This is a genomic window from Vallitalea guaymasensis, from assembly GCF_018141425.1.
GTDB lineage: Bacteria > Bacillota > Clostridia > Lachnospirales > Vallitaleaceae > Vallitalea > Vallitalea guaymasensis.
Map to the genome: position 1 here is coordinate 1419829 of NZ_CP058561.1, position 20777 is coordinate 1440605.

The following is a 20777-nucleotide window of genomic DNA, read 5'->3' on the forward strand; positions in this document are numbered from 1 at the left end:
CCAATTACAATAATTATTATCATAATTTATAAATAATTAATTTTTCATATATACTTTAAACAGTTCAAAAGGTGCTTTTCACCAATACTTCCACATCGCAACTTTAATATTGCATCATCAAAACTAAACCACTTTAATTCATCTACTTCTATAGATTTTGAAAAGTCACCCTTCTCAACTTTCATCAAATACCCTAACATTAGCAATTCATGCTTTTCATAATAATAACTCTTGATATATCTCAATTTATCTGATCTTTGCCCAGTTTCCTCAATAACTTCTCTTATAGCCGTTTCTTCTGCAGTCTCACCTTTCTTTATATACCCAGCAACTAATACCCAGTTAGTCCTTGATACATAGTTTTGTTTCAATAGTAAAACCTCATTGCATTCGTTTACTACAGTTACTAGAACACTTTGCCCAACCTTTTCAAAATAAGGCTTCTTACAAGTGTTACAATAAGGTATTAATCCCTCATCTCCAAGTTCTTTTTCAATTAACATTTCACCACATTCAGGGCAAAATTTATATTTCATATTTCCACCTCAATTCACTAGTGATGTTATTTCATCAAACGTTTCGTATTTCCGACGTCACAGCGCCTTAGAAGGAGTTGCTCATGCTTGTGAGTTTACGAACAGCTAATGCAACGAGAGTCCAGACTTGGCTTAGGCGGTGGGATGTGCGGTCAGTGTGGCAATTATTTATATTTCTGAGTATATTCCGTAGTCGTTAAACTCATTATACCATAACAGAGCGAACCGAAATATATTGTTATATGATGTATCAAATTGGACGTCTTAGTATACCTTGCGATTAAAATATTCAACTATCAGTTTCTCACCATTATACATCAGCATACTCATACTTCCCATATGTAATTTCGTTATTCCTGAACCATATTCACCATCTGACAAAGTATACAAAAGTGAATTGATTGCACCGCCATGAGATACAATTAAAATGTTTTTATCCTCATATCTTTTAGCCAACTCCAATACCTTATTATTCACTCTTTCTCTCAAGAGCTGCCAGTTTTCCATACCAGCATATTTCCTATCTGGATATTTTTCCAACCTCTCATCTAGTGTCATCCCGGATGCTTTACCATAGTCTCGTTCAATCAGATCTTCTTCTAGAATAACTTCTTCTTCTCCAATAGTTTCAGCTATAACTTTAGCTGTACTTTTTGCTCTTTTCAAAGGACTAGAAAATACTATATCCCAATTATACTTTTTTAGATATTCGCCAACCACTCTAGCTTGTTCTAATCCAGTTTTATTTAAATCTATATCTTCTCTGCCCTGAAGTTTAGTAAGCTTATTCCATTCTGTTTCTCCATGTCTAATGATACCTATTTTACCCATAAGAAAACCTCCGATTCCAAAAACTAAATTTTATATGTCATCTAACGTCCCGTATTTCCGACGTCTCTGAACTGGACCCTCAAAGCCCTTCTCCCTGGCGGTGCTTGCACCCAGTGAAGAGATGTGCGTAGCGAACGGAAATATTTTGTTAGATGATGCAACCACTTGACTCCATTGCATTCATTATCATATAGTCTATATCTTAACTAAACCCTATAATATGACCCTAATATTTTAATGTCAAATCCTTCGGTTACCTTTATTACTGCATCCTTTACAGCTTCATCCCTTTGGTAGCAACCGTCAACATCTATAAAGAAATTATAATTCCCTAACCCCGTTTTTCTAGGTCTTGAAATTATAGACCTGAGGTTTATACCTCTATCTGAAAAAATATTTAATATCTCACACAATAGACCTGGTCTATCTACATCATTACTTACAACAAATAATGTGTTCCAGTCAACACTAACAATATCTTCATCATTAAGTTCTTTAGATAGAATTATAAATCTTGTTTCATTATCAATAGAATCTGCTATATCTTCAACTACTAAATCAAATACTTCATTTTTATCTAACATATGACTTGGTATAATCGCAGCCTCATTTCTATCACCATTTAAAGCTTTTTCATAGGACGTGCTGTTACTAGCTGTTGTTATTATCTCAATTTCCCCCAATTTTTCAATAAGATCTATACATTGATTATGTGCTTTAAACTGTGTATAGACTCTAGTAACTTCTTTTATATTATTACAGTTAGCTACTAAAGTAAATCTAATAGGTAAAACAATTTCATGTATTATCTTTAAATCTGAATGAGTTAATAAATCCAATATTATCTGTACAAATCCATCTAATGTATTCTCAATTGGAATTACTCCCATCGCACACCCATTTTCAATAGCTTGAAAGGTACTCCGAATAGACAAATAGTATTCTAACTGCATTTTTATACCTTGTGAAGCTAAATATTTTTTAGTTGCTACTTCTGTAAATGTGCCCTTTGGTCCTAAGACAGCTATTCTGTTCATATTGACCTCCTAATATTTTCTATTCCGAAAGTGGTAATTAATTATATTTTTGATTACTTTTCCGTAGTCTATAAACTTATTATATCACACAGAGCGAACGGAAATATATTGTTAGACGGCGTCAACTGTTAGCCACTATAATTAATCATCGCTATAATATCAAAAAACATATGTGCTAAAATAACTGGTACTATTCTTCTATACCTAACATAGTATAACGAAAATATAGTAAACATTACTCCTAAATAAATGAGTGCTCGTTAGACTTAGGCGGCCGTATTTGGTCAGCATTTTCACTCCAAAGCCGTCCCCTCTGCTGACCCGAAGCAGGAACATGGTGTTATGAGATGTAGCTACGGACTTAAATTACGACATCTTTTAATCAATTATGATATCAATAACTTAATATTTATTGCATATTCAAATGCTCATCAACTAACCATTTAATGTGTTCTTTAAAAGATTCATGATACTTTGTATAACTATCAGCTTCATGTTGATAAAAATATACACTATTGTCATCATCAACTAATCTTATGCAATAATAGTCACCACCACCATTAGTTCCAATTGCAAAGTATTCTTTGTCCCTAATTTCTTTCTTCTTTTCTCTTGAATCAAGAGTATTGTATGCTATAAAACTTCGTAATGTGTGAAATAAGCTACTGTCTTTTCCAAGCCATACCCAATTATCATCATCAGCAGCGTCTTTATAATACAGAGACTCAGGAAAGTCACTTATTAGAAATCGTCTATAAAATTCAGGCATTTTCACTCCTAATTCATTCTCTAATAAGTGGATCTTCTCAACTGTGAATCTAGTCCCAGTGAAATTAGGCAATCTTGTATTTACCCAAGGTTGCTTTTCTTTGGGATCTAGTTTATAACCTGACTTGATATAAACACCTTGTAGGTACTCGCAAATTTCTACTTGTCTATAGGATCGTGCATATGTATATGCATTCGTTTTCCCGAAGGACTCTGTATCGTATACTTTTGCGACATCCAAACCATTATCAACTAAGTATTTCACCACATGTAAATGCCCACTATTAATTGACTTAAACAATGGATTAGATAAAATAGTACTATAATCATACTCAGCCCCATTCTCTCTAAGATATTTGACAACATCTAGGTGTCCTTTATCTGCCGCACTTGCAAGTGGACGGCAATTATGTAAAGTTTCATTTTTATTTATATCAGCACCATTTTTGAGTAGTACTTTAACAGCTTCAAGGTTTCCTTTCTTTGCTGCAACATGTAAAAAAGTGCCAAACACAGTTATAATTCCTAGCATCTCAACATCTTCTTTAATCATCTTCTTAATAAGTTTAGTATCAGAATTATTGATTGCACTGTTAAACATTATTACTTTCTCTTTGTCTTCTTCTTCAGCCATTCTCCATAAGATATTGCTCTCTGCTTTTCTTTTAAAAAACTTCATAAGTAGTCTCCTAGAATTTTTCTTTTATCTAATCTAATAGCAAAATTGTACAACTCGCATGGCTCAATAGATGAGTAGCTATTTCTCATAACGTCCCGCGAACTAGCGACGTGTGGCATCCGTCCGATTAAAAGCCCATGTCGCTAGTTCGCTGTTAGCGGAAGTAATCTACGCCAGCTCTGTAATTCACCTCAAAGTTAGAACAGAAGCCTTTAATAATTCTATCTGTTCATCTAGCATCTTCATTGACTTAATTGTGTCTATAACTTGCTGGTAACCTAAATCACATTCATCTCTAGAATTAACTTCTATACCAATGGATCTCTTTAAATTGTATTCAATCCATCCAATCATATTAATATTCAGAGCTCGCCACACATATTGGAGATCATTGAAGTGAATTGGACATACACTGTGATAACCCTTTAATACCTCTAAGAATGCATCTATGTTTATTGTGCAGTCCTTACATTCTGACCAATATACCGCCACTTCGACTAGCTCAAATGTTGGATTAACGTAACCTGCTGCTTCCCAATCAATGATAATTGGTTTACCATCTACTCCCCACATTACATTCTTAGGATCAAGGTCACGATGGCTAATAACTTGACGCTCCAATAATTCTAATGCTTTAAGTGATTCTGTCTCAGCTAAATCAATGTAATTAATATCAATATCTTCTAACCTCTTAAGTGTATCTGAGTTATTAGCTTGATCTAATATACCTTGCCAATCAATCTTACTACGCTTACCATCCTTAATATCAGGATTTTCAATTGATAAAAAATCAATCTGATGTAATTGTCCAAGAAGAACACCTACCTTATAGCATTCGACCAAGTTCTCAGGTCTGTGCGTGTAAGAAAGTCCATCTAACCAGTCAAACACCTGATAATACTGTCCATCAATACTGTGTATAGTCTTTCCTTCAATCTTCTTCACGGCCGAAGCAGATAGCCCCGTATTTACTGCAATGATTGATACCTCATCTGCAAATAAATGATTCTTCATAGCCGTAGGCCGCAACATTATCTGGGGATTTAAAGCCTTAATGAAATAATGCCCTTTACTTGTTGCCACATCAAACGACTTATGCAGTAGACCACCAAACACTTGCTTAGGCTTTTCAACTACCTCCCCCAACTCTAGCATCGTAGCTAACTCATCTATCCGTATGTTATATTCAACATTATTCTCCAAATTCTATACCTCTTTCTAATTACCAAGTAGATTATTTCCGCTAACGTTTCGTATTTCCGATGTCTCTGAACCGGACCCTCAGCGCTCTTCTCCCTGGCGGTGCTTGTACCCGGTGAAGAGATATGCGCAGCGAACGGAAATATATTGTTATATGACGTAAATTCTTGACCCCTTTGTATATATTAAAAAGGAGCTATTTGATCCCATACGATATAAGTGTACACGACGGCTTTAATATATACACTGTATCTTTATTATCTATTACATGGTCACATATACTCGCATGACTATCACTAAAAATTTTAGCTTCTCCTTTTGTAAGACCTCTGTCAACAAGAGTCTTCTTCATTTTTTCTTTATCCTCATATGATAGCCTTTTATTCCAGTCCCATGCTGTTGTTATTTCGTCATATTCCTTACTATGTTTAGCACTATCACCATATGGATTGATAAATTTTACTCTGTCATTAAGACGGACATCTACATTCTTCAAACCTAGTTCTTGCATATATATTGGTATCTTTATACCAACTCTATAATCTCTACCACCTTGATTCAATTCATTTCTATATATCTTTCTATATAAGGGTGTCATTCCAGTCCCAATGTAATCAAAACCGCTAAAATATTGGACGGTCTTTTCAATCTCTAAATCACCTTCCAAACAGATGACCATACCACCTTTTATGACTGAATGTATCATTTTATTGAGAATGCTTTTGGCATTAGGAATATGTCGTAGAACTGCCTGTGAAATTGCTATGTCATATTTTTCTTCTGGTAAAAACTCATTCAAATCGCACTTAATAAAATTAGTATCGTACTCAAGTTCTGTAAAAATATGTCGTGCATCATTCAACAATGTATCGCTAATATCAACTCCTGTATATGTACTACCCTCAGGTAGAATAGGTAAAAGCAATAAACCTATATAACCAAAACCACACCCATAATCAATTATCTTTACAGGTTTCTCAATCTTCCATACTTTGTCTACAAGAAATTCAATGTAATCATCATTGCACCATCCATTGCGGATTGCTTTTAAAAACTCCAACCTATCATCCCAATATGAATCATTCATGTTCTACCTCCCATATCTATAATTTGAGTTCTGTCAATACATAAACTGATCTACTTAGAAAGAATTTATGTTATATAACTACAATATTTCCGAATGTCGCTAATACCTCCAAATCAGATGTATTACCGAACGTCGTAAATACTTACTATCCCTTACTCTTCCCTTCACATAATATCATCCAACGGACTCTTAATACTCATAATATTCTTATTTGTAACATGTGTATATATTTCTGTGGTTTTTGAACTTGAATGACCTAATAATTCTTGTATATATCTAATATCTGTTCCACTTTCCAACAAATGAGTTGCAAAACTATGTCTAAGACTATGTACAGATACTTTTTTCATTACACATCCTTTTTCACATGCATTTTTAAATATTCTTTGTACAGTTCTTTCTGTTATATGCTTATCTTTATCAGCACCTTCAAATAACCATTTATTTGGTCTATATTCCTTATAATACTTCCTTAATTGTAACAAAATACTTTCTGATAACATAACATATCTATCTTTGTTACCCTTACCTTGCTCTATCTTAATCAGCATTCTTTGACTATCTATATCATTTATTTTTAATTTTACTACTTCACCAACTCTTAATCCTGAAGAATATATTAATGCTAATAAAGTTTTATGTTTATTATTTTGTAATGATGCCAAAATACTTTTTACTTCTTTTTTACTTAATACATTTGGCAATTTTCTTTCTTTTTTTGGTCTTTCAACATATACCGTTAACTTTAATTTATGTAATACATGTTCATTCAGAAACTTTATACTGCTGATTGTTTGATTAACATAACTATGTGAACATTCTTTTTCCATAAGATAACTTAAATACATTTTCACATCTGTCTCAGTAATTTCAATAATATCCTTTTTAATATAATCAATAAACCGTTTAATATGACTTATATAACATTTTTTAGTCTTACTTGAATAACCTTGTATAGTTAACTCTTGGGTATATTTCCTTATTATATTATCATTACTATCTGTTATCAAATGTCATCATCCTTCTAAGTAAGAATCTCCCCTAATTATACCTTAGCTATAATAAATCTAATTTAAATTATATGTATTAACTAATATTTTGTCAATTAGTTACAAATTCAATAGAAAACTGTAATAATTTATTTCTTACCCTTTTCATACATTAAATACTAGCTTTCATATATCATTACTAAATAGCATCCAAATAACTAAATTATCTTAACTAAATCACTTTAAAATGCTTCAATAATAGAATACCATCATATATTCCTTCTCTATACATATCACAAAACATTACGCTGTTCAAAAAATTATTAAGACTTAAATAATTATCTATGATTGATCTATCCTTTTCATCTAATCTATCAAACAAATCTTTGAATTCATGATCATATTCCTCCATCAAATTCTTTTGTTCTACTATCTCTTTATTATTTTCATTACTTAACTTTAATTTTTCATCAACTACATCATGAATTAAATTATTAATTGCTTTAGAATATAAATCTATCATTTTTCCATTTCACCTTTCTACAAAATATTTTTTTTATTATAATACTTTCAATATTATTTTATGGGAATTTCCCATAAAAGTCAATATGGGAATCCCCCATATTATAGAATAGCACTGAGGTGATAAAAATGATTTTTCCAAGAGTAAGACACTTAAGAGAAGATTTAGATTTAAAACAAAAGGATATTGCAAGTATAATTGGTATTGACCAAAGTACATATTCAGATTATGAAACTGGCAAACTAAATATCCCAATTGAGACTTTTATAAAATTAGCTGATTACTACAATACCAGTATTGATTTTCTAGTTGGTAGAACTGATAAAAAGTGAAATAGCGATAAAAAAGACCTTATTTCCCCATCTTTTAGGTTCGTTCTGATCACACTAAAATAGACTCTATCTAGCAATATCAAACCTTCAAGCCTGACACAAAGGGGTAGCTAAACAGAGTCTATCTTTTCAATAATAAACTAATAATCTATTTAATTTTCTTCAAATACTTACACCTAACACAATACCTACTCTTTTACAACCGCATCATATATCCCTTTAATATAACCAATAGCATGAGCCATACCCATATGCCAAGGATTCTCAGTATCAAATAAAGGTGTGTGGTCTGGAATCAATACTCCGTCAAAATTATGCTTCTTCAATAATTTTAACGCTTTCACCATATCAATATCTCCTTCATCAACGAAGACTTCATGATATTCTGGCACTTTACCTTTTACATTTCTAAAATGAACATACGCTAATTTCTCTTGAGAACCATATTGTTCAATGGCATCATAGATATTTCCTTCTGTCATTTCTTGAATAGTTCCCATACAGAATTCTAGAGCATTGCTTTTTGATGGGTATATATCCAATAACTTTTGATAAAGATGTGGTTGATAAACTAATCTTGGTGTGCCTCTTAACGTCTTAAGTGGTGGATCATCAGGATGTGCAGCTAACACTACACCAGCCTCCTCAGCAACTGGGACAAGCTCATTAAGGAAATATGTTAATCTATCCCATAATTGCTCAGTTGTGATTTCATCAATGTATCCTTCTACATTCTCATCATAAGTCATATTCCATATCTGACCATTTTTGATAGGAGTCTGTTTAGCCCCTTCCTTGTCAGAGAACCCAACAGAAACTGCTCCACCTCTAGCTAATGGTCTTCTTAGATGTCCCCATACACCAGCAATACTGAAATTATATCCAAAAACAGGTATACCCGCTTTTCCAACATTTCTTATTATCTGTTTCAATCTCTCAATCTGCTCTTCTTTTTTAGGTCCATCCAATAGAACATCGTACCAATCAGCTGGTGCAAAGTTCTCTATTGCATATAATGTCAAACCTTCCTCTTCTACCTCGTTTTTCAACTTCTGAATGCTTTCATAACTCCATACATCTTCATTTGCTAGAGATTCACCCATGTTTTTGACTTCATCAGTTCCATGTACTCCATTCTGCCCTCTATAATAATCAACTAGATGAGCTATTATATGAGTACAACCAGCTTGTTTGGCAAATCTATAATTTTCTTTATTGAGCATGTATCTATATAATCCAATTCCGATTTTCATTTCTGCCATAATTATAATCCTTTCTCATAAACGTCTACTTGCATCTTAAAATCAATCTTTTCTTTTGCTTTCATCTTAAGTGCTGTACCATTATCTATTGCCTTAGTAAGTCCTGCTCCCGGATAACTAGTCCAAGGTTCTATAGCCAGATTATAAGTGTTGCCATACCAAGGATAACCATATGAACCTTTACAAACAAGCCATATCCAAGCATAAGGGAATATTTCATTATCCCATTCTAATCTGAATCCAACATTTTTATTGTTACTATATATTGAATAGTATGCCTTATAACCAAAATCTTTTAAGAAAAGCATATCCGCCGTACCAGCATTTTTGTCAGGTACTTTGGATAAATCTATTGATTTGCCATCTCTACCCTTAGCCACAGGCCAATCATGTTCACTATTAACGTCTAGTCTCTGAGTATCAAAATCCAATTCTTCACCATAGGTAAAAACTTTCTTGGCTGATGTATCTATATAGCAAGATTCATCTAGAAAACCTTCTCCAATAGTTGGATGATGACCCCACATCAATTCCATGTCTTCATTAGCAAGATTAGACAGTGTTTCATCAAAATATATGGTTGATTCATTGGATTTGATGGTAATAGTTTTCTCTAAGTAAAATGGTGAGCGGACAGTTCTAACTAAAAACATAACACTTATTTCTTCTTTTGTATCCTTCATGATTCTATATTGCCATGGCAAATTACTTACTTCACCATGCATACCGATAACATTACCTTTATAATTGCACTCTGGACCTCCACTAGGAAGTATTTCCTGCCAGCCGCCAAAATTATGGTCTAAATAGTTATGTAAACTAGACCCTGTAGTAGAGTTACATTTCGCTGGATTATGAAATTCTACTGGTGATCTCCACATGAAGTCGATATCTTTTGGCTTGTATAAAAGTTCTACTATATCGGCACCTTTATCTAGTAAAAAAGTTATCCTTAACTTTTCATTTTCCATCACTAATGATTTCATATCATGTATTTTTATATCTTCAGTTATTCTACAACCAAAATTTCTCATATTATCACCTAATATCTCAATAGATTCTCTTTATATCCGCCGTCAGCATATATAGTGGTTCCTGTAATATAAGAAGATGCTTTACTTCCTAGAAAAATAGCAGGTCCAACCATCTCTTCTACCTCGCCGACTCTGTTGAGTGGTATCCATTCACCAAAGCTTGTCCCGTTGTCTTCTTCCAATTTCTTGAGTAGATCTCTATTCATATCTGTAGCTATAGCACCTGGTGCTAAGTTGTTAACTCTTATACCGCTGTTTCCTAATTCAAGAGCAGCCACTTTTGACATCATTCCCATTGCAGCTTTTGACATACAATAAGGAGAATTGTTTCTAACTGCTACCAAATCATGTATAGATGTAACATTGATTACTGATCCACTATCTGATTTTTTTAATAGAGGAATCAATTTACTGAATAATAGATAATGGGCTTTCGTATTAATGTCATATATCTTATCCATAAGGTTGAAATCCATATTTTCAATGGATGCATGGTCTTCATATCCAGCATTATTAATTAGTACATCCACTTTTGATTCAACACTTATAATATGGTCTGCCATCTTTTCAACAGATTGAATATCAGATAAATCTGCAGCAACATATTTGTCAAATCCCATTTTTTCTGCTGCAATCTTAGTTGTTTCCTCTTTTCTTCCATGTATCCAAACAGAAGCGCCAGCCTCTTTATATCCTTTTGCTATAGCTGCACCTATACCTCTTGTAGAACCGGTTATTACAACAACCTTATCTTTTACGCTAAATAATTCTTGTATATTCATATGTTAATCTCCCTTTAATTCCCTAGTAAACTTAGAAAGTATCTCGCAGCCGTTTTTAGTAACCAGTACATTCTCTTCTATCCTGATTCCACCAAAAGAACTATCATAGATTCCAGGTTCAATAGTAATAACCATTCCTTCTTTTAATGCTTCTTTATTACCTTTTGCTATCCTTATACCAGGGTCATGGTACCTGAATCCTACCCCATGTCCTAATCCATGAGTAAAATATTTTCCAACCCCTTCTTTATCTAATGCTTCTTGAGCCGCATTGTGTATATCTTCGGCAATTGCTCCCTCTCTTACTAGAGATAAAGCATCATCCTGTGCTTTCTTAACAGCTTCATGTAATCTTATATCTTCTTTGGTAGGAGTTCCGACTTTTCCTGTTCTTGTAATATCAGCCCAATATCCATTGACAACTACTGCAAATTCAGTCATGACCAAATCTCCATCTTCAAGCTTTTTGCCAGTAACCCAGTTGAATCTGCCTCCATCTGCTCCATTTATCCCTGATTGAACTTGAGCGAAACCACTTGCATATAGAACTCCATCGTTACCTATTTCAGCTCTAACAGCGTATTCCATCTTTGCTGATACTTCCGCTTCTGTTAATCCAGCTTGAAGAGAATCATAGAAAGCTTTTATTCCAATACCTGCAACTTTATTACATAGCTTGATACCTTCTATATCTTCACGTGTTTTAAAATTATATAGGTCCAATATTTCTTTTTCTACATCTTTATAACCTGCTTCACTTACTTTCATAAGATTATCCACAAAATCAGTTGGTAGAGGAGGTTGTTCTCCTGATAAAATGCAAGGTGACGTATTTCCAACAGTTTTTACTAGTGATATGGGTTTAGAGTTGCTTCCATATTTTTTTATATCTTCTGCAATCATTCCATATAGTATTTCAAAAGGGTCACTACTTGTCTCACCCCAAGGATATCTTTTAACTGTTATATCTTTTGGTAACCTAAGATCTGGTTCTAATGCAGGTACATATAGGATCGGATCGTTTCCCTCAAAACATACTTCAACCGACAATCCCCAGTAAGGTCTATAACCTAGAGTCATTACAAGCTCATCTGGTCTAAAAAATATAACAGCACCTAATTCATTTTTAGCGATTAACTCACTAATCATTGATATCTTTTGCTTATTCATAATCTATACTCCTTCCTGCTTCTATATCTTATATTACTTATATACTTCTATGTCTTATATTACTAATATACTTCTATGTCTTATATTACTAATATACTTCTATATCTTATATTACTCATATTTCTAGCTCATTTATTTTATAAAATATATTAATAACTTTATAGTAGTTTACATAATACCATATTTGTCAAAGGCTTCAACTACTGACATTCCATTTTCAATAGCTATTCTTACTTCATTTTCACCATATACTTTTTCAAAGGCTTTCCTTATTATTTCTCTTTCTTGTTCCTTTGGAATGGATAATACTCCGTCAATGTCTCCAAAGATTATATCTCCTGGATTGACAAGTACTCCATTATCAAATTCAATAGGGCAATTGTAATCAATTACTCTACCTCTCATTCCTTGGTCTTGTGCATAACATCCTCTTGTAAAAGTAGGTAAACCAAGTGAGAGTACTTCTTTTGTATCTCTTGTATATCCACTTACAACAGCTCCTGCTACACCTAATTTAATCATTCTAGTTGACATAAGTCCACCAAAGCAAGCGTATTTAGGTGAGCCGCCTGTACATATATAAACATCATTCTTTTTCATTGCATCAAGTGCTTCAAACATGATTCCAAAAGGTTTTTCTCTATTCTCTGCACATATTCTTGTTCCTGTTACATCTGCTTCTTGCACTGTAAATGCTCTTCCCGCAACCATCATATCTCTATTAAGTGGTTGAATATAAGCTGGTAGGAATTGGTGTCTAAGGTCCATCGTATCCATAACGTCAGTTAAGACACCTGTGTATAATTCCTTTTTCATAATATCAAATAGCTCATCATCATCCATTGTTTCTATCTTATCTAATAAATCATTTTTCTCTAACATATCTTATCTCCTATTATTGTTGCTATATTAAACAGCTTTTCTAGATTGAACAGTGTTGATTAGAACTGCCATAAGGATTAATCCACCTCTTACAACATATTGTACATATTCATTGATGTTGAGTAATGTCATCCCATTCAACAATACTCCTAAGAAAATGATACCTATGAAAGTTCCTTTTACTTTACCGATACCACCAGTTAATGATGCTCCACCGATAATAACTGAAGATATAACATCCATCTCCCAACCTTTACCGAAAGGATGTGCACCGGACATAACTTGTGATGAAACCATGATTCCTGCAATGGCTGCTGTTACTTGAACCATAACAAGAACAACGATTTTTATATGTTTTACATTAATACCAGATAATCTTGCTGATTCTCTGTTACCACCTACAGCATATACACTTCTACCGAATTTTGTATAATCCATTACCATCCATACTATAAAAAATACAACCAATAATATTATTGCTGGTATAGGAATGGAACCTATTTGTCCAGCACCTATTTTGCTATACCATGATGGAAAAGTTGTTACTGGAAAACCTTTTGATATTATTGCTGCTAATCCATATACAACATTTAACATTGCTAAAGTAATAATAAATGTAGGGATATTGAATTTTGTATGTATGATTGCATTAAGCAGTCCTACTAACGATGCTGCTGCTATTGCAATTATCATACCTATTATTACTGAGTATTCTAGTGGCATGATGCCCAACTCAGCTAACTTGCCTGCTACAGTACCAGTGATTACACCTGACAGTGCAACTGTTGATGATACTGAAAGGTCTATTTCCCCTGTTATGATAACCATAGTCATACCAAATGCAATAACACCTTTTAGTGAGGCATTCCTTAATATATTTAATAGATTTCCTGATGTAAAAAAACCAGGTGCTGTAAATGCAATTATTATTGATACTACAAATAGTATCAATTCAAGTATATGAGTCTTACTGAACTTACTTAATTTATTTATATATTTATTATCACAATTCGCATTCATTTATTTTCCTCCAATGCATCTTTTATATAAGTCTTCAACTGTAATATCTTCCGGTTTTACTTCTCCAATCAACTTACCATTACTGATGATTAATATTCTATGACATACTTCAAGCAATTCTTCCAATTCTGAAGAAACCATTATGCTGGATACACCTTTTCTTGACTGCTCCCATATTATGTCAAATATCTGTTGTTTCGCATTAACATCAATTCCTCTTGATGGTTCATCAAAGAACATGATCTTTGGATTGGTATTAAGCCAGTTGCCAACAACAACTTTTTGCTGATTACCTCCTGATAAAGAAGAAATAGGCAAATCAACATTAGGTACTTTTATCTCCAAATCCTCAATTTGCTTATCAACGAATGGTTTTTCCATTTTTTTAGTTATTTTATGTTTTGGAGAAATATAGTCTAGACTAGCTACACACAAGTTGGTATGCACACTTAAGACCTGTATCAACCCTTCATGTTTACGGTCTTCTGGAGTTAAAGCAAATCCCGCTTTTTTCATTTTATGAGGTGTTGGTTTATCTATTTCTTTTCCTTCAAAGATAATTTTTCCTTCATCTACTTTATCTGCACCGAAAATACCTCTTAACAGCTCTGTTCTACCAGAACCAAGCATTCCTGCAATTCCTAGTATTTCATGTTCCTTAACTTCAAAAGATATATCTTCAAAATACCCTTTTCTAGTTAATCCTTTGACTTCAAGTAAAGTCTTTTCCCCAACAATAAGATCATCAGGTCTAGTTTTTATCTTAACATCACCAAACATCATTTTAATCAATTGTTCATGGGATGTTTCTGCCATTATTGTCTTGTTGATGTAAACACCATCTCTTAGAACAGTACAAGTGTCTGCTATTTTCCATAATTCTTGTAGCCTATGAGATATATAAATAATTATTACGTCTTTTTTCTTGAGTTTCTTGATCATATCAAATAATAAGTCAGTCTCGTTCTGAGCAAGAGATGAAGTTGGTTCATCCAACATAAGTACTTTAGGATTAGTACTCATGGCTTTTACGATTTCTATCATCTGACATTGCCACATACTAAGATTCATTACCATTTCTTTTGGATTAATATCTACACCTAGGTCTTCTAGAATCTCTTTAGTTTGTTTGTATGCTTTCTTCCAATCTATGAATTTACCTCTCATAGGCATTCTGCCAAGCAAGATATTTTCTGCTACATTCATACCTGGAACAAGACTGAGTTCTTGGTATACTGTTGCGATGCCTTTGTCTATAGCTTCTTGTGGATTTTTAAAATCCAATCGTTCATCATCAAGATATACCTCACCTGATGTTGCTTTAATAGCACCAGCAAAAATTTTAACCATAGTAGATTTTCCAGAACCGTTTTTCCCTAATAATGCATGTACTTGTCCACTCTCAAATGTGGCAGTAACATTATCTAGAGCAAGAGTTCCGGGATATTGTTTGCTTATATTTTCAGTTCTTAATGTACTCATAATTATCCTTTCATTAGTCATATATTAAGAGGACTATGATAATCCTCTTAATATTATTTTTTATTATTTGTAGTTTTCAAGATCTGAAGCAAATTCATCTAGACCATCTTTATCATTTCTATCTAATACTATACCTGGGACTACCACTGAGTTACCTCTGTCAACTCCTGTATCTTCTCCTAAGATATCCTTCAATAGAACTTCCATAGTCTTATAACCTATCATATATGGGTCTTGTCCAGTTACAGCTTGTAATACATTATCTTCGTTTCTTAACATTGATAATTGCTGTTCTGCTGCATCAGTACCAAATACAAATACTTCCCCTGCTTTTCCTGCGTTTTTAACACCCATAACGGCACCTATAGTACCACCATCATTAGCTCCCCATATGATATCTACTCCACCTTGTGACTCTTGAGCAGTTATTATATCTCCAGCAGCTTGAACTGCTTTATCTTGAAGCCATGCATCTTGGTCTGCTACTACTTCAACACCTGGGATATCTTTGATCTGGTCAATGAATCCATTGGAACGTTGTGCAGATATGTCAGGAAGTTGAGATTTGAACTGTAAAATAGCTACTCTTACTTCTTCGCCTTCTTCATAATGGTTTTTAATGAATTCAGCTGCTACTAAACCTGTTTGCTTACCTAATAAGTAGTTATCAGATGTAAAACCACCTACAATAAAATCAGAATCATTAAGTGCTGTGTTACATACAGCTATTGCTAAACCTTTTTCATTAGCTGTTTTTAGAGCTTGGATTGATGAAGTTTCATTAAGTGGTGAAATTGCAATACCATCAATCTTTTGTGAAGTGTAAGTATTGATAAGTTCTACTTCTTTTGCTTGGTCATTGTTTGTATTAGAAACAAGAACCTTAGCTCCATATTCTTTTCCTGCTGCTTGATACCCCATTTGTAATAATTTCATGAATTGGTCTTCTTGAAATACTATTCCTGCAACAGTTATTTCCTTATCCTTAGAATCATCCTTGGATACATTGCCACTATCACTTTTACTTCCTTCATCACCTTTACTGTCAGTCTTGCTATCACCTTTGCTACCACATGCAACCATAAATAAACTTAAAACTACTACTAACATACATAATAATTTTTTCTTCATAATATATCCTCCTTATAATATATATTAAACTTCAATTAAGAAGTTTTAATAACAACAATAAACCTAACCCCTGTAGTTAAATATAACCTACATATATTTCCTTATATTACTATTCTTCCCATAATTGGGTTTATGAAAAGCTTTTCATAAAAGGTATTAATAAATGTTGAATAATATAAAATCAAATTTCACTTACTCAACATTATTATTTTTGATTATCTATTCCTATTAAACTTGAATACCTAGATTTCTATTTTTATAAGTTTAATATAACTAACTTGATCTGATAAATTAAATCGAATTAAATAATTACTGACTCGTTAGGGATTATTTAATTCAACTATCTATATCCATTGACTTCACTGATTCTCTTTCAATTAATTCGTATGGTATATATTCTTCTCTATAAGTATCACTATATGAAATACTATTATCAATTATTTGAATGATTTTTTTACCTGCATTAATACCCATCTTATGAATAGGTACTGAAATAGTTGTCAAAGGTTTTAGTAAAATATTGCTGATAGAAATATTATCATATCCTATTATTGATAAATCCTCTGGAATTTTGATTCCCATATCCTTGGCTGCCATCATTATGGCAATAGCTGTATCGTCATTAAAAGCAACTATACCAGTAGGTCTATCTTTCATCTTCAACAACTTAATAGTATTATTGGTTATTTCTTCTTTGCTGTATCCACAATCAATAACGTATTCATTCCTAAAATCAACATTGAATTCTTCAAGTGCTTTCCGAAATCCCATATATCTTACATTGACACCTTTGAATCTCCAACCTATACAGGCTATTTTTTTGTGTCCCATGTGAATAAGATATTTAGTAGCATCATAAGTTGCCTTTATACCATCTTCCATGATATTGTAACCAAAGTCAGCATATGAGTAGACAAATACAACACTGGTTTTACCTTTCAACATTTGTGTTAATTTCTCATTACTTATACTGGAACTCACAATAATGAACCCATCAACTCTTCTTTCTAACATTTGGTTGATATATTTTTCTTCTTTTTCTGAACTGTAATCAGTGTTGCAGATTATTAGAAAATAACCTTCTTTTTCTACTGCCTTACTTATTCCTCTCAACAGTTCAGGGAAAAATAAGTTAGATAAGTTTGGTATTATTACAGCTATGGTCATTGTTTTCTTGCTTATAAGACTTCTAGCCATAGCATTGGGCTTATAGTCAAGAACTTCCACTGCTTTATATACTTTATCTGAACTTTCTTTACTAACTGGAGTTGTCCCATTCAATACTCTTGATACTGTACTAATAGAAACATTAGCTAGTTTTGCAACATCTTTTATAGTTGAAACTCTATCCATTGTATACCTCCACTAAAGCTTCATAAGCTAAAGATACAACATGCCTTAGTATGCATATTTATACTTTAGACTAGTTGAAAATTTCATGAAAAGGTTTTCAACACAAATAAATTATACAACGCATATTAATTTTTGTCAATTATTTTGTGCATATTTTTATTTTCCATATATTTTTCCACTTATGAGCTTGTTATATTATTAACAAACAAGCTTATTAAGCTTACTTAATTAGCAGTTTTTACTTTTATACATTTTAGATTTTTATTAAATTATACCAATTATAAGATTAACACTCACATATTCCTAGTATATATTGCACATAATTTATACATATATATTCGTCTATCAAATTATTTTCATTTGATTAATTTATTTATGGTACATTATACATACCATTGTATAATTCATCCTTGGTGAGTAGATATTTTATTTTATTATATTCTTTTTCATCCAAATTCCATATACTATAATAAGTTCCTTCTGACTTATCGTAGATTTTATGTATTTTCCAACAGAACCAATGAATTGTTGACTTCTCTTTAATCACTATATCTTTAACATAGATATACATTCCTTTTTCATTAATATAAATAATATTTCCCCCAACCCCATATTCAAAAATCAATTGGGAATCCTTTAAAAAATCTTTTTCATCTATATATTTATTTCTTGAATTATGCCCTTTCATGAGATAATTATGTAATTCTTCTATTACTTCTTTATTAGTATAATTATAATCCTCTTCAATAAAATGAAGCTCCGTAGGTATCTCTTCTTTACTGAAATCAATCTTATCTTTTCTCATTACATTATTACTTAATAATCCTATTGTAAATAAAATTAATCCTATTGAGAGTACTATATTAGTAAAAGTCTTAATCTTACTGGTCTTATAATCTTCACAGTTATCCAGTTCATCATTTATCTGCTTAAGGACTTGCTTTTTCAGGTCTCTTGATTTCCATTCTTTGAATTTTAGTGAATATATTTTTTTACCTGAGATCTTGACATCCTCTTTCAGCTGTATCCTGCTTCTGCTATTGTTGATTCTAAATATAATTTTATCATCATCATCTTCTTGTACAGCCCTAACCGATAATGTAGATGATATAGCACTATTAATACTTCTAATCAATAATTCTTTCCTCTCAGTATGTATCCTATATGTAGAACCTACAAAATACATATACAGCACATATAATAATAGTAATCCTATTACTATATATATCCTATAAGGTAATAATGAACCTACCTTAAAAATCATAAGAGCAATATATATCCCAATTGCTATTTGTAAAAAATTCAACATAGAACTTGATTGAATTTCAACTCTTCTGCCTGCGAAACTATATATTGCTTGAAACAAAGCAAAGAATGCTGATAAAATAAGTATAACGATTTGCATTTCATTTAAATCCATCATAATCTCCTCATAATTAAAAATGTTCCAATATGTATTTAAGTTAAACATCAATACATCTATTTTAATTAGTTAAATATATTTTCTTCAATTTTATAAGTTGAATAGTATTAATAATTGTTGTTTCTATAGCAATTATTTGATTCAATTTATATACTGCAATAGATATATTATATTACTTTGAATTGATTTTCACAATAATATTTTATTGAATTCCCTAATCATGGCTTGATTTCAAAATATTATTTCTATAAATTAGTATTTTTTGGTTATTTTATGTTATTAATTTAAATCCAATAATAATATTTAATATTATTAACTAAAATCATTATATAATATAAATATTATTGTGTTATGATGACAATTTTAAATATTCCAAATAATGATATTATATTAATATAGTTAAAAATAATACTAGACAAACAGAAAGGGAGTTAAAATTATGAAAAAATCAGTAAAATTATTAATGAGTATTAGTTTATGCATGTGTATGATAATGACACTATTTAGTTTCAACATTCATGCAGCCGACAATGATAATGTACAATTATATTATGCAGATATAGGAGGATATTATGGTAATGGAGGATATTGGGCTACAGGGAAAATTGCGGTAAAAGATTTAGGAGAGAATAAGAATGTAGTAGTACATTATACTACAGATGGAGATACATGGTTTGATGTATCAGCCACATATCTAAAAAAATCAACAGATGGTTATGATATATACACTTTCAAAACACCTATGGTAGAATGGAATGGATTTTACTATTATAAATATAATTGGACTTTTGCAATTAAATATGAAGTAAATGGAAATACATATTGGGATAACAATTACGGACAAAATTATTCAGTAAATATTTCTAATTTTGAGTATTGTCAAAACATTGTATTGGGTAAATGCAAGTTATTATCTGAGTCAAGTTATAAAGATGTTAATAACATCTTTCGTGGAAATGTGATGGTTAAGGATTATAATCCTAATAAAATTGTAACTATTAGATATACAACAGATAGTTGGAAAACTCATAAAGATGTTAGGGCTTATAAGAGTTCTTATCAACCATATAGTGATATGGAGTTATGGACATTTGATATTAATGAAGATGCTGGGGTCTATGAATATGCAATCAAATGTGAAATTAATGGACAAACATATTGGGATAATAATTTTGGAGATAATTATATCTATACTCATCCATTCTAAAACCAATCTTCTAAAAAGCTTATACGTAGGAATAAAGAGTTTAACCAAT

At 31.9% G+C, this 20777-nt stretch carries 21 protein-coding genes; 2 read left to right on the top strand and 19 right to left on the bottom strand.

Annotation, left to right across the window (positions count from 1 at the left end):
* Nucleotides 1-44 precede the first annotated feature (44 nt).
* The 9 genes from HYG85_RS06485 to HYG85_RS06520 all read right to left on the bottom strand — a co-directional run bounded on the left by HYG85_RS06485 (nt 45) and on the right by HYG85_RS06520 (nt 7650).
* Entirely contained in the window at nt 45-536 is a 492-nt protein-coding gene (locus tag HYG85_RS06485) for an NUDIX domain-containing protein (protein ID WP_212692796.1), read from the bottom strand.
* 264 nt (nt 537-800) lie between these two features.
* Nucleotides 801-1367 (bottom strand): histidine phosphatase family protein, encoded by a 567-nt coding sequence (locus HYG85_RS06490; RefSeq protein WP_212692797.1) that lies wholly within the window; start codon nt 1365-1367, stop codon nt 801-803.
* Between the two features lie 206 nt (nt 1368-1573).
* Nucleotides 1574-2404, bottom strand: a complete 831-nt coding sequence (locus tag HYG85_RS06495) for a prephenate dehydratase (protein WP_212692798.1) — start codon at nt 2402-2404, stop codon at nt 1574-1576.
* Between the two features lie 128 nt (nt 2405-2532).
* A complete protein-coding gene (locus HYG85_RS24745; RefSeq protein WP_408647985.1) occupies nt 2533-2655 on the bottom strand; it encodes a CPBP family glutamic-type intramembrane protease in 123 nt (40 codons plus the stop codon).
* A gap of 158 nt (nt 2656-2813) precedes the next feature.
* Entirely contained in the window at nt 2814-3851 is a 1038-nt protein-coding gene (locus tag HYG85_RS06500) for an ankyrin repeat domain-containing protein (protein ID WP_212692799.1), read from the bottom strand.
* A 186-nt stretch (nt 3852-4037) separates the two neighbouring features.
* A complete protein-coding gene (locus HYG85_RS06505) occupies nt 4038-5006 on the bottom strand; it encodes a phosphotransferase enzyme family protein (RefSeq protein ID WP_212692800.1) in 969 nt (322 codons plus the stop codon).
* A 241-nt stretch (nt 5007-5247) separates the two neighbouring features.
* Entirely contained in the window at nt 5248-6138 is an 891-nt protein-coding gene (locus tag HYG85_RS06510; RefSeq protein ID WP_212692801.1) for a methyltransferase domain-containing protein, read from the bottom strand.
* Nucleotides 6139-6302: 164 nt separating this feature from the next.
* Complete coding sequence (xerA, locus tag HYG85_RS06515) at nt 6303-7148, bottom strand: site-specific tyrosine recombinase/integron integrase (protein WP_212692802.1); 846 nt, start codon at nt 7146-7148, stop codon at nt 6303-6305.
* Between the two features lie 211 nt (nt 7149-7359).
* Nucleotides 7360-7650 (bottom strand): hypothetical protein, encoded by a 291-nt coding sequence (locus tag HYG85_RS06520; protein WP_212692803.1) that lies wholly within the window; start codon nt 7648-7650, stop codon nt 7360-7362.
* A 128-nt stretch (nt 7651-7778) separates the two neighbouring features.
* Between HYG85_RS06520 and HYG85_RS06525 the strand changes: the two genes are divergently transcribed.
* On the top strand, nt 7779-7982 hold the full coding sequence (locus tag HYG85_RS06525; protein WP_212692804.1) for a helix-turn-helix domain-containing protein: 204 nt from the start codon (nt 7779-7781) through the stop codon (nt 7980-7982).
* Nucleotides 7983-8170: 188 nt separating this feature from the next.
* Here the strand turns inward: HYG85_RS06525 and HYG85_RS06530 are convergent, their stop codons facing one another.
* From HYG85_RS06530 to HYG85_RS06575, 10 genes are all read right to left on the bottom strand, one after another.
* Nucleotides 8171-9244 carry a mannonate dehydratase gene (locus HYG85_RS06530; RefSeq protein ID WP_244971291.1) on the bottom strand — a complete coding sequence of 358 codons (1074 nt, stop codon included), beginning with the start codon at nt 9242-9244 and terminating at the stop codon, nt 8171-8173.
* Nucleotides 9245-9246: 2 nt separating this feature from the next.
* Nucleotides 9247-10278 (bottom strand): aldose 1-epimerase, encoded by a 1032-nt coding sequence (locus HYG85_RS06535; protein ID WP_212692805.1) that lies wholly within the window; start codon nt 10276-10278, stop codon nt 9247-9249.
* Between the two features lie 8 nt (nt 10279-10286).
* Nucleotides 10287-11060 carry an SDR family NAD(P)-dependent oxidoreductase gene (locus HYG85_RS06540; RefSeq protein WP_212692806.1) on the bottom strand — a complete coding sequence of 258 codons (774 nt, stop codon included), beginning with the start codon at nt 11058-11060 and terminating at the stop codon, nt 10287-10289.
* Between the two features lie 3 nt (nt 11061-11063).
* The gene (locus tag HYG85_RS06545; RefSeq protein ID WP_212692807.1) at nt 11064-12230 is read right to left on the bottom strand and encodes a M24 family metallopeptidase; all 1167 of its coding nucleotides are present in this window, start codon (nt 12228-12230) and stop codon (nt 11064-11066) included.
* A gap of 168 nt (nt 12231-12398) precedes the next feature.
* Nucleotides 12399-13112: an RraA family protein gene (locus tag HYG85_RS06550; RefSeq protein ID WP_244971292.1), complete on the bottom strand. Its 714-nt coding sequence runs from the start codon at nt 13110-13112 to the stop codon at nt 12399-12401.
* A 27-nt stretch (nt 13113-13139) separates the two neighbouring features.
* Nucleotides 13140-14132: an ABC transporter permease gene (locus HYG85_RS06555; RefSeq protein ID WP_212692808.1), complete on the bottom strand. Its 993-nt coding sequence runs from the start codon at nt 14130-14132 to the stop codon at nt 13140-13142.
* Nucleotides 14133-15614 (bottom strand): sugar ABC transporter ATP-binding protein, encoded by a 1482-nt coding sequence (locus tag HYG85_RS06560; protein WP_212692809.1) that lies wholly within the window; start codon nt 15612-15614, stop codon nt 14133-14135.
* Nucleotides 15615-15677: 63 nt separating this feature from the next.
* A complete protein-coding gene (locus HYG85_RS06565) occupies nt 15678-16745 on the bottom strand; it encodes a substrate-binding domain-containing protein (protein ID WP_212692810.1) in 1068 nt (355 codons plus the stop codon).
* Nucleotides 16746-17081: 336 nt separating this feature from the next.
* Nucleotides 17082-18098 carry a LacI family DNA-binding transcriptional regulator gene (locus tag HYG85_RS06570; protein WP_212692811.1) on the bottom strand — a complete coding sequence of 339 codons (1017 nt, stop codon included), beginning with the start codon at nt 18096-18098 and terminating at the stop codon, nt 17082-17084.
* Nucleotides 18099-18471: 373 nt separating this feature from the next.
* Nucleotides 18472-19518: a hypothetical protein gene (locus HYG85_RS06575; protein ID WP_212692812.1), complete on the bottom strand. Its 1047-nt coding sequence runs from the start codon at nt 19516-19518 to the stop codon at nt 18472-18474.
* 442 nt (nt 19519-19960) lie between these two features.
* Between HYG85_RS06575 and HYG85_RS06580 the strand changes: the two genes are divergently transcribed.
* Complete coding sequence (locus tag HYG85_RS06580; protein ID WP_212692813.1) at nt 19961-20728, top strand: carbohydrate-binding protein; 768 nt, start codon at nt 19961-19963, stop codon at nt 20726-20728.
* The last annotated feature ends 49 nt before the right edge of the window (nt 20729-20777 follow it).

What these genes read in the sequence shown, in the direction of transcription:
- HYG85_RS06485 (WP_212692796.1), bottom strand. Translation starts at nt 536, where the DNA reads ATGAAATATAAATTTTGCCCTGAATGTGGTGAAATGTTAATTGAAAAA.
- HYG85_RS06490 (WP_212692797.1), bottom strand. Translation starts at nt 1,367, where the DNA reads ATGGGTAAAATAGGTATCATTAGACATGGAGAAACAGAATGGAATAAG.
- HYG85_RS06495 (WP_212692798.1), bottom strand. Translation starts at nt 2,404, where the DNA reads ATGAACAGAATAGCTGTCTTAGGACCAAAGGGCACATTTACAGAAGTA.
- HYG85_RS06500 (WP_212692799.1), bottom strand. Translation starts at nt 3,851, where the DNA reads ATGAAGTTTTTTAAAAGAAAAGCAGAGAGCAATATCTTATGGAGAATG.
- HYG85_RS06505 (WP_212692800.1), bottom strand. Translation starts at nt 5,006, where the DNA reads ATGCTAGAGTTGGGGGAGGTAGTTGAAAAGCCTAAGCAAGTGTTTGGT.
- HYG85_RS06510 (WP_212692801.1), bottom strand. Translation starts at nt 6,138, where the DNA reads ATGAATGATTCATATTGGGATGATAGGTTGGAGTTTTTAAAAGCAATC.
- HYG85_RS06520 (WP_212692803.1), bottom strand. Translation starts at nt 7,650, where the DNA reads ATGATAGATTTATATTCTAAAGCAATTAATAATTTAATTCATGATGTA.
- HYG85_RS06525 (WP_212692804.1), top strand. Translation starts at nt 7,779, where the DNA reads ATGATTTTTCCAAGAGTAAGACACTTAAGAGAAGATTTAGATTTAAAA.
- HYG85_RS06530 (WP_244971291.1), bottom strand. Translation starts at nt 9,244, where the DNA reads ATGGCAGAAATGAAAATCGGAATTGGATTATATAGATACATGCTCAAT.
- HYG85_RS06535 (WP_212692805.1), bottom strand. Translation starts at nt 10,278, where the DNA reads ATGAGAAATTTTGGTTGTAGAATAACTGAAGATATAAAAATACATGAT.
- HYG85_RS06540 (WP_212692806.1), bottom strand. Translation starts at nt 11,060, where the DNA reads ATGAATATACAAGAATTATTTAGCGTAAAAGATAAGGTTGTTGTAATA.
- HYG85_RS06545 (WP_212692807.1), bottom strand. Translation starts at nt 12,230, where the DNA reads ATGAATAAGCAAAAGATATCAATGATTAGTGAGTTAATCGCTAAAAAT.
- HYG85_RS06550 (WP_244971292.1), bottom strand. Translation starts at nt 13,112, where the DNA reads ATGTTAGAGAAAAATGATTTATTAGATAAGATAGAAACAATGGATGAT.
- HYG85_RS06555 (WP_212692808.1), bottom strand. Translation starts at nt 14,132, where the DNA reads ATGAATGCGAATTGTGATAATAAATATATAAATAAATTAAGTAAGTTC.
- HYG85_RS06560 (WP_212692809.1), bottom strand. Translation starts at nt 15,614, where the DNA reads ATGAGTACATTAAGAACTGAAAATATAAGCAAACAATATCCCGGAACT.
- HYG85_RS06565 (WP_212692810.1), bottom strand. Translation starts at nt 16,745, where the DNA reads ATGAAGAAAAAATTATTATGTATGTTAGTAGTAGTTTTAAGTTTATTT.
- HYG85_RS06570 (WP_212692811.1), bottom strand. Translation starts at nt 18,098, where the DNA reads ATGGATAGAGTTTCAACTATAAAAGATGTTGCAAAACTAGCTAATGTT.
- HYG85_RS06575 (WP_212692812.1), bottom strand. Translation starts at nt 19,518, where the DNA reads ATGGATTTAAATGAAATGCAAATCGTTATACTTATTTTATCAGCATTC.
- HYG85_RS06580 (WP_212692813.1), top strand. Translation starts at nt 19,961, where the DNA reads ATGAAAAAATCAGTAAAATTATTAATGAGTATTAGTTTATGCATGTGT.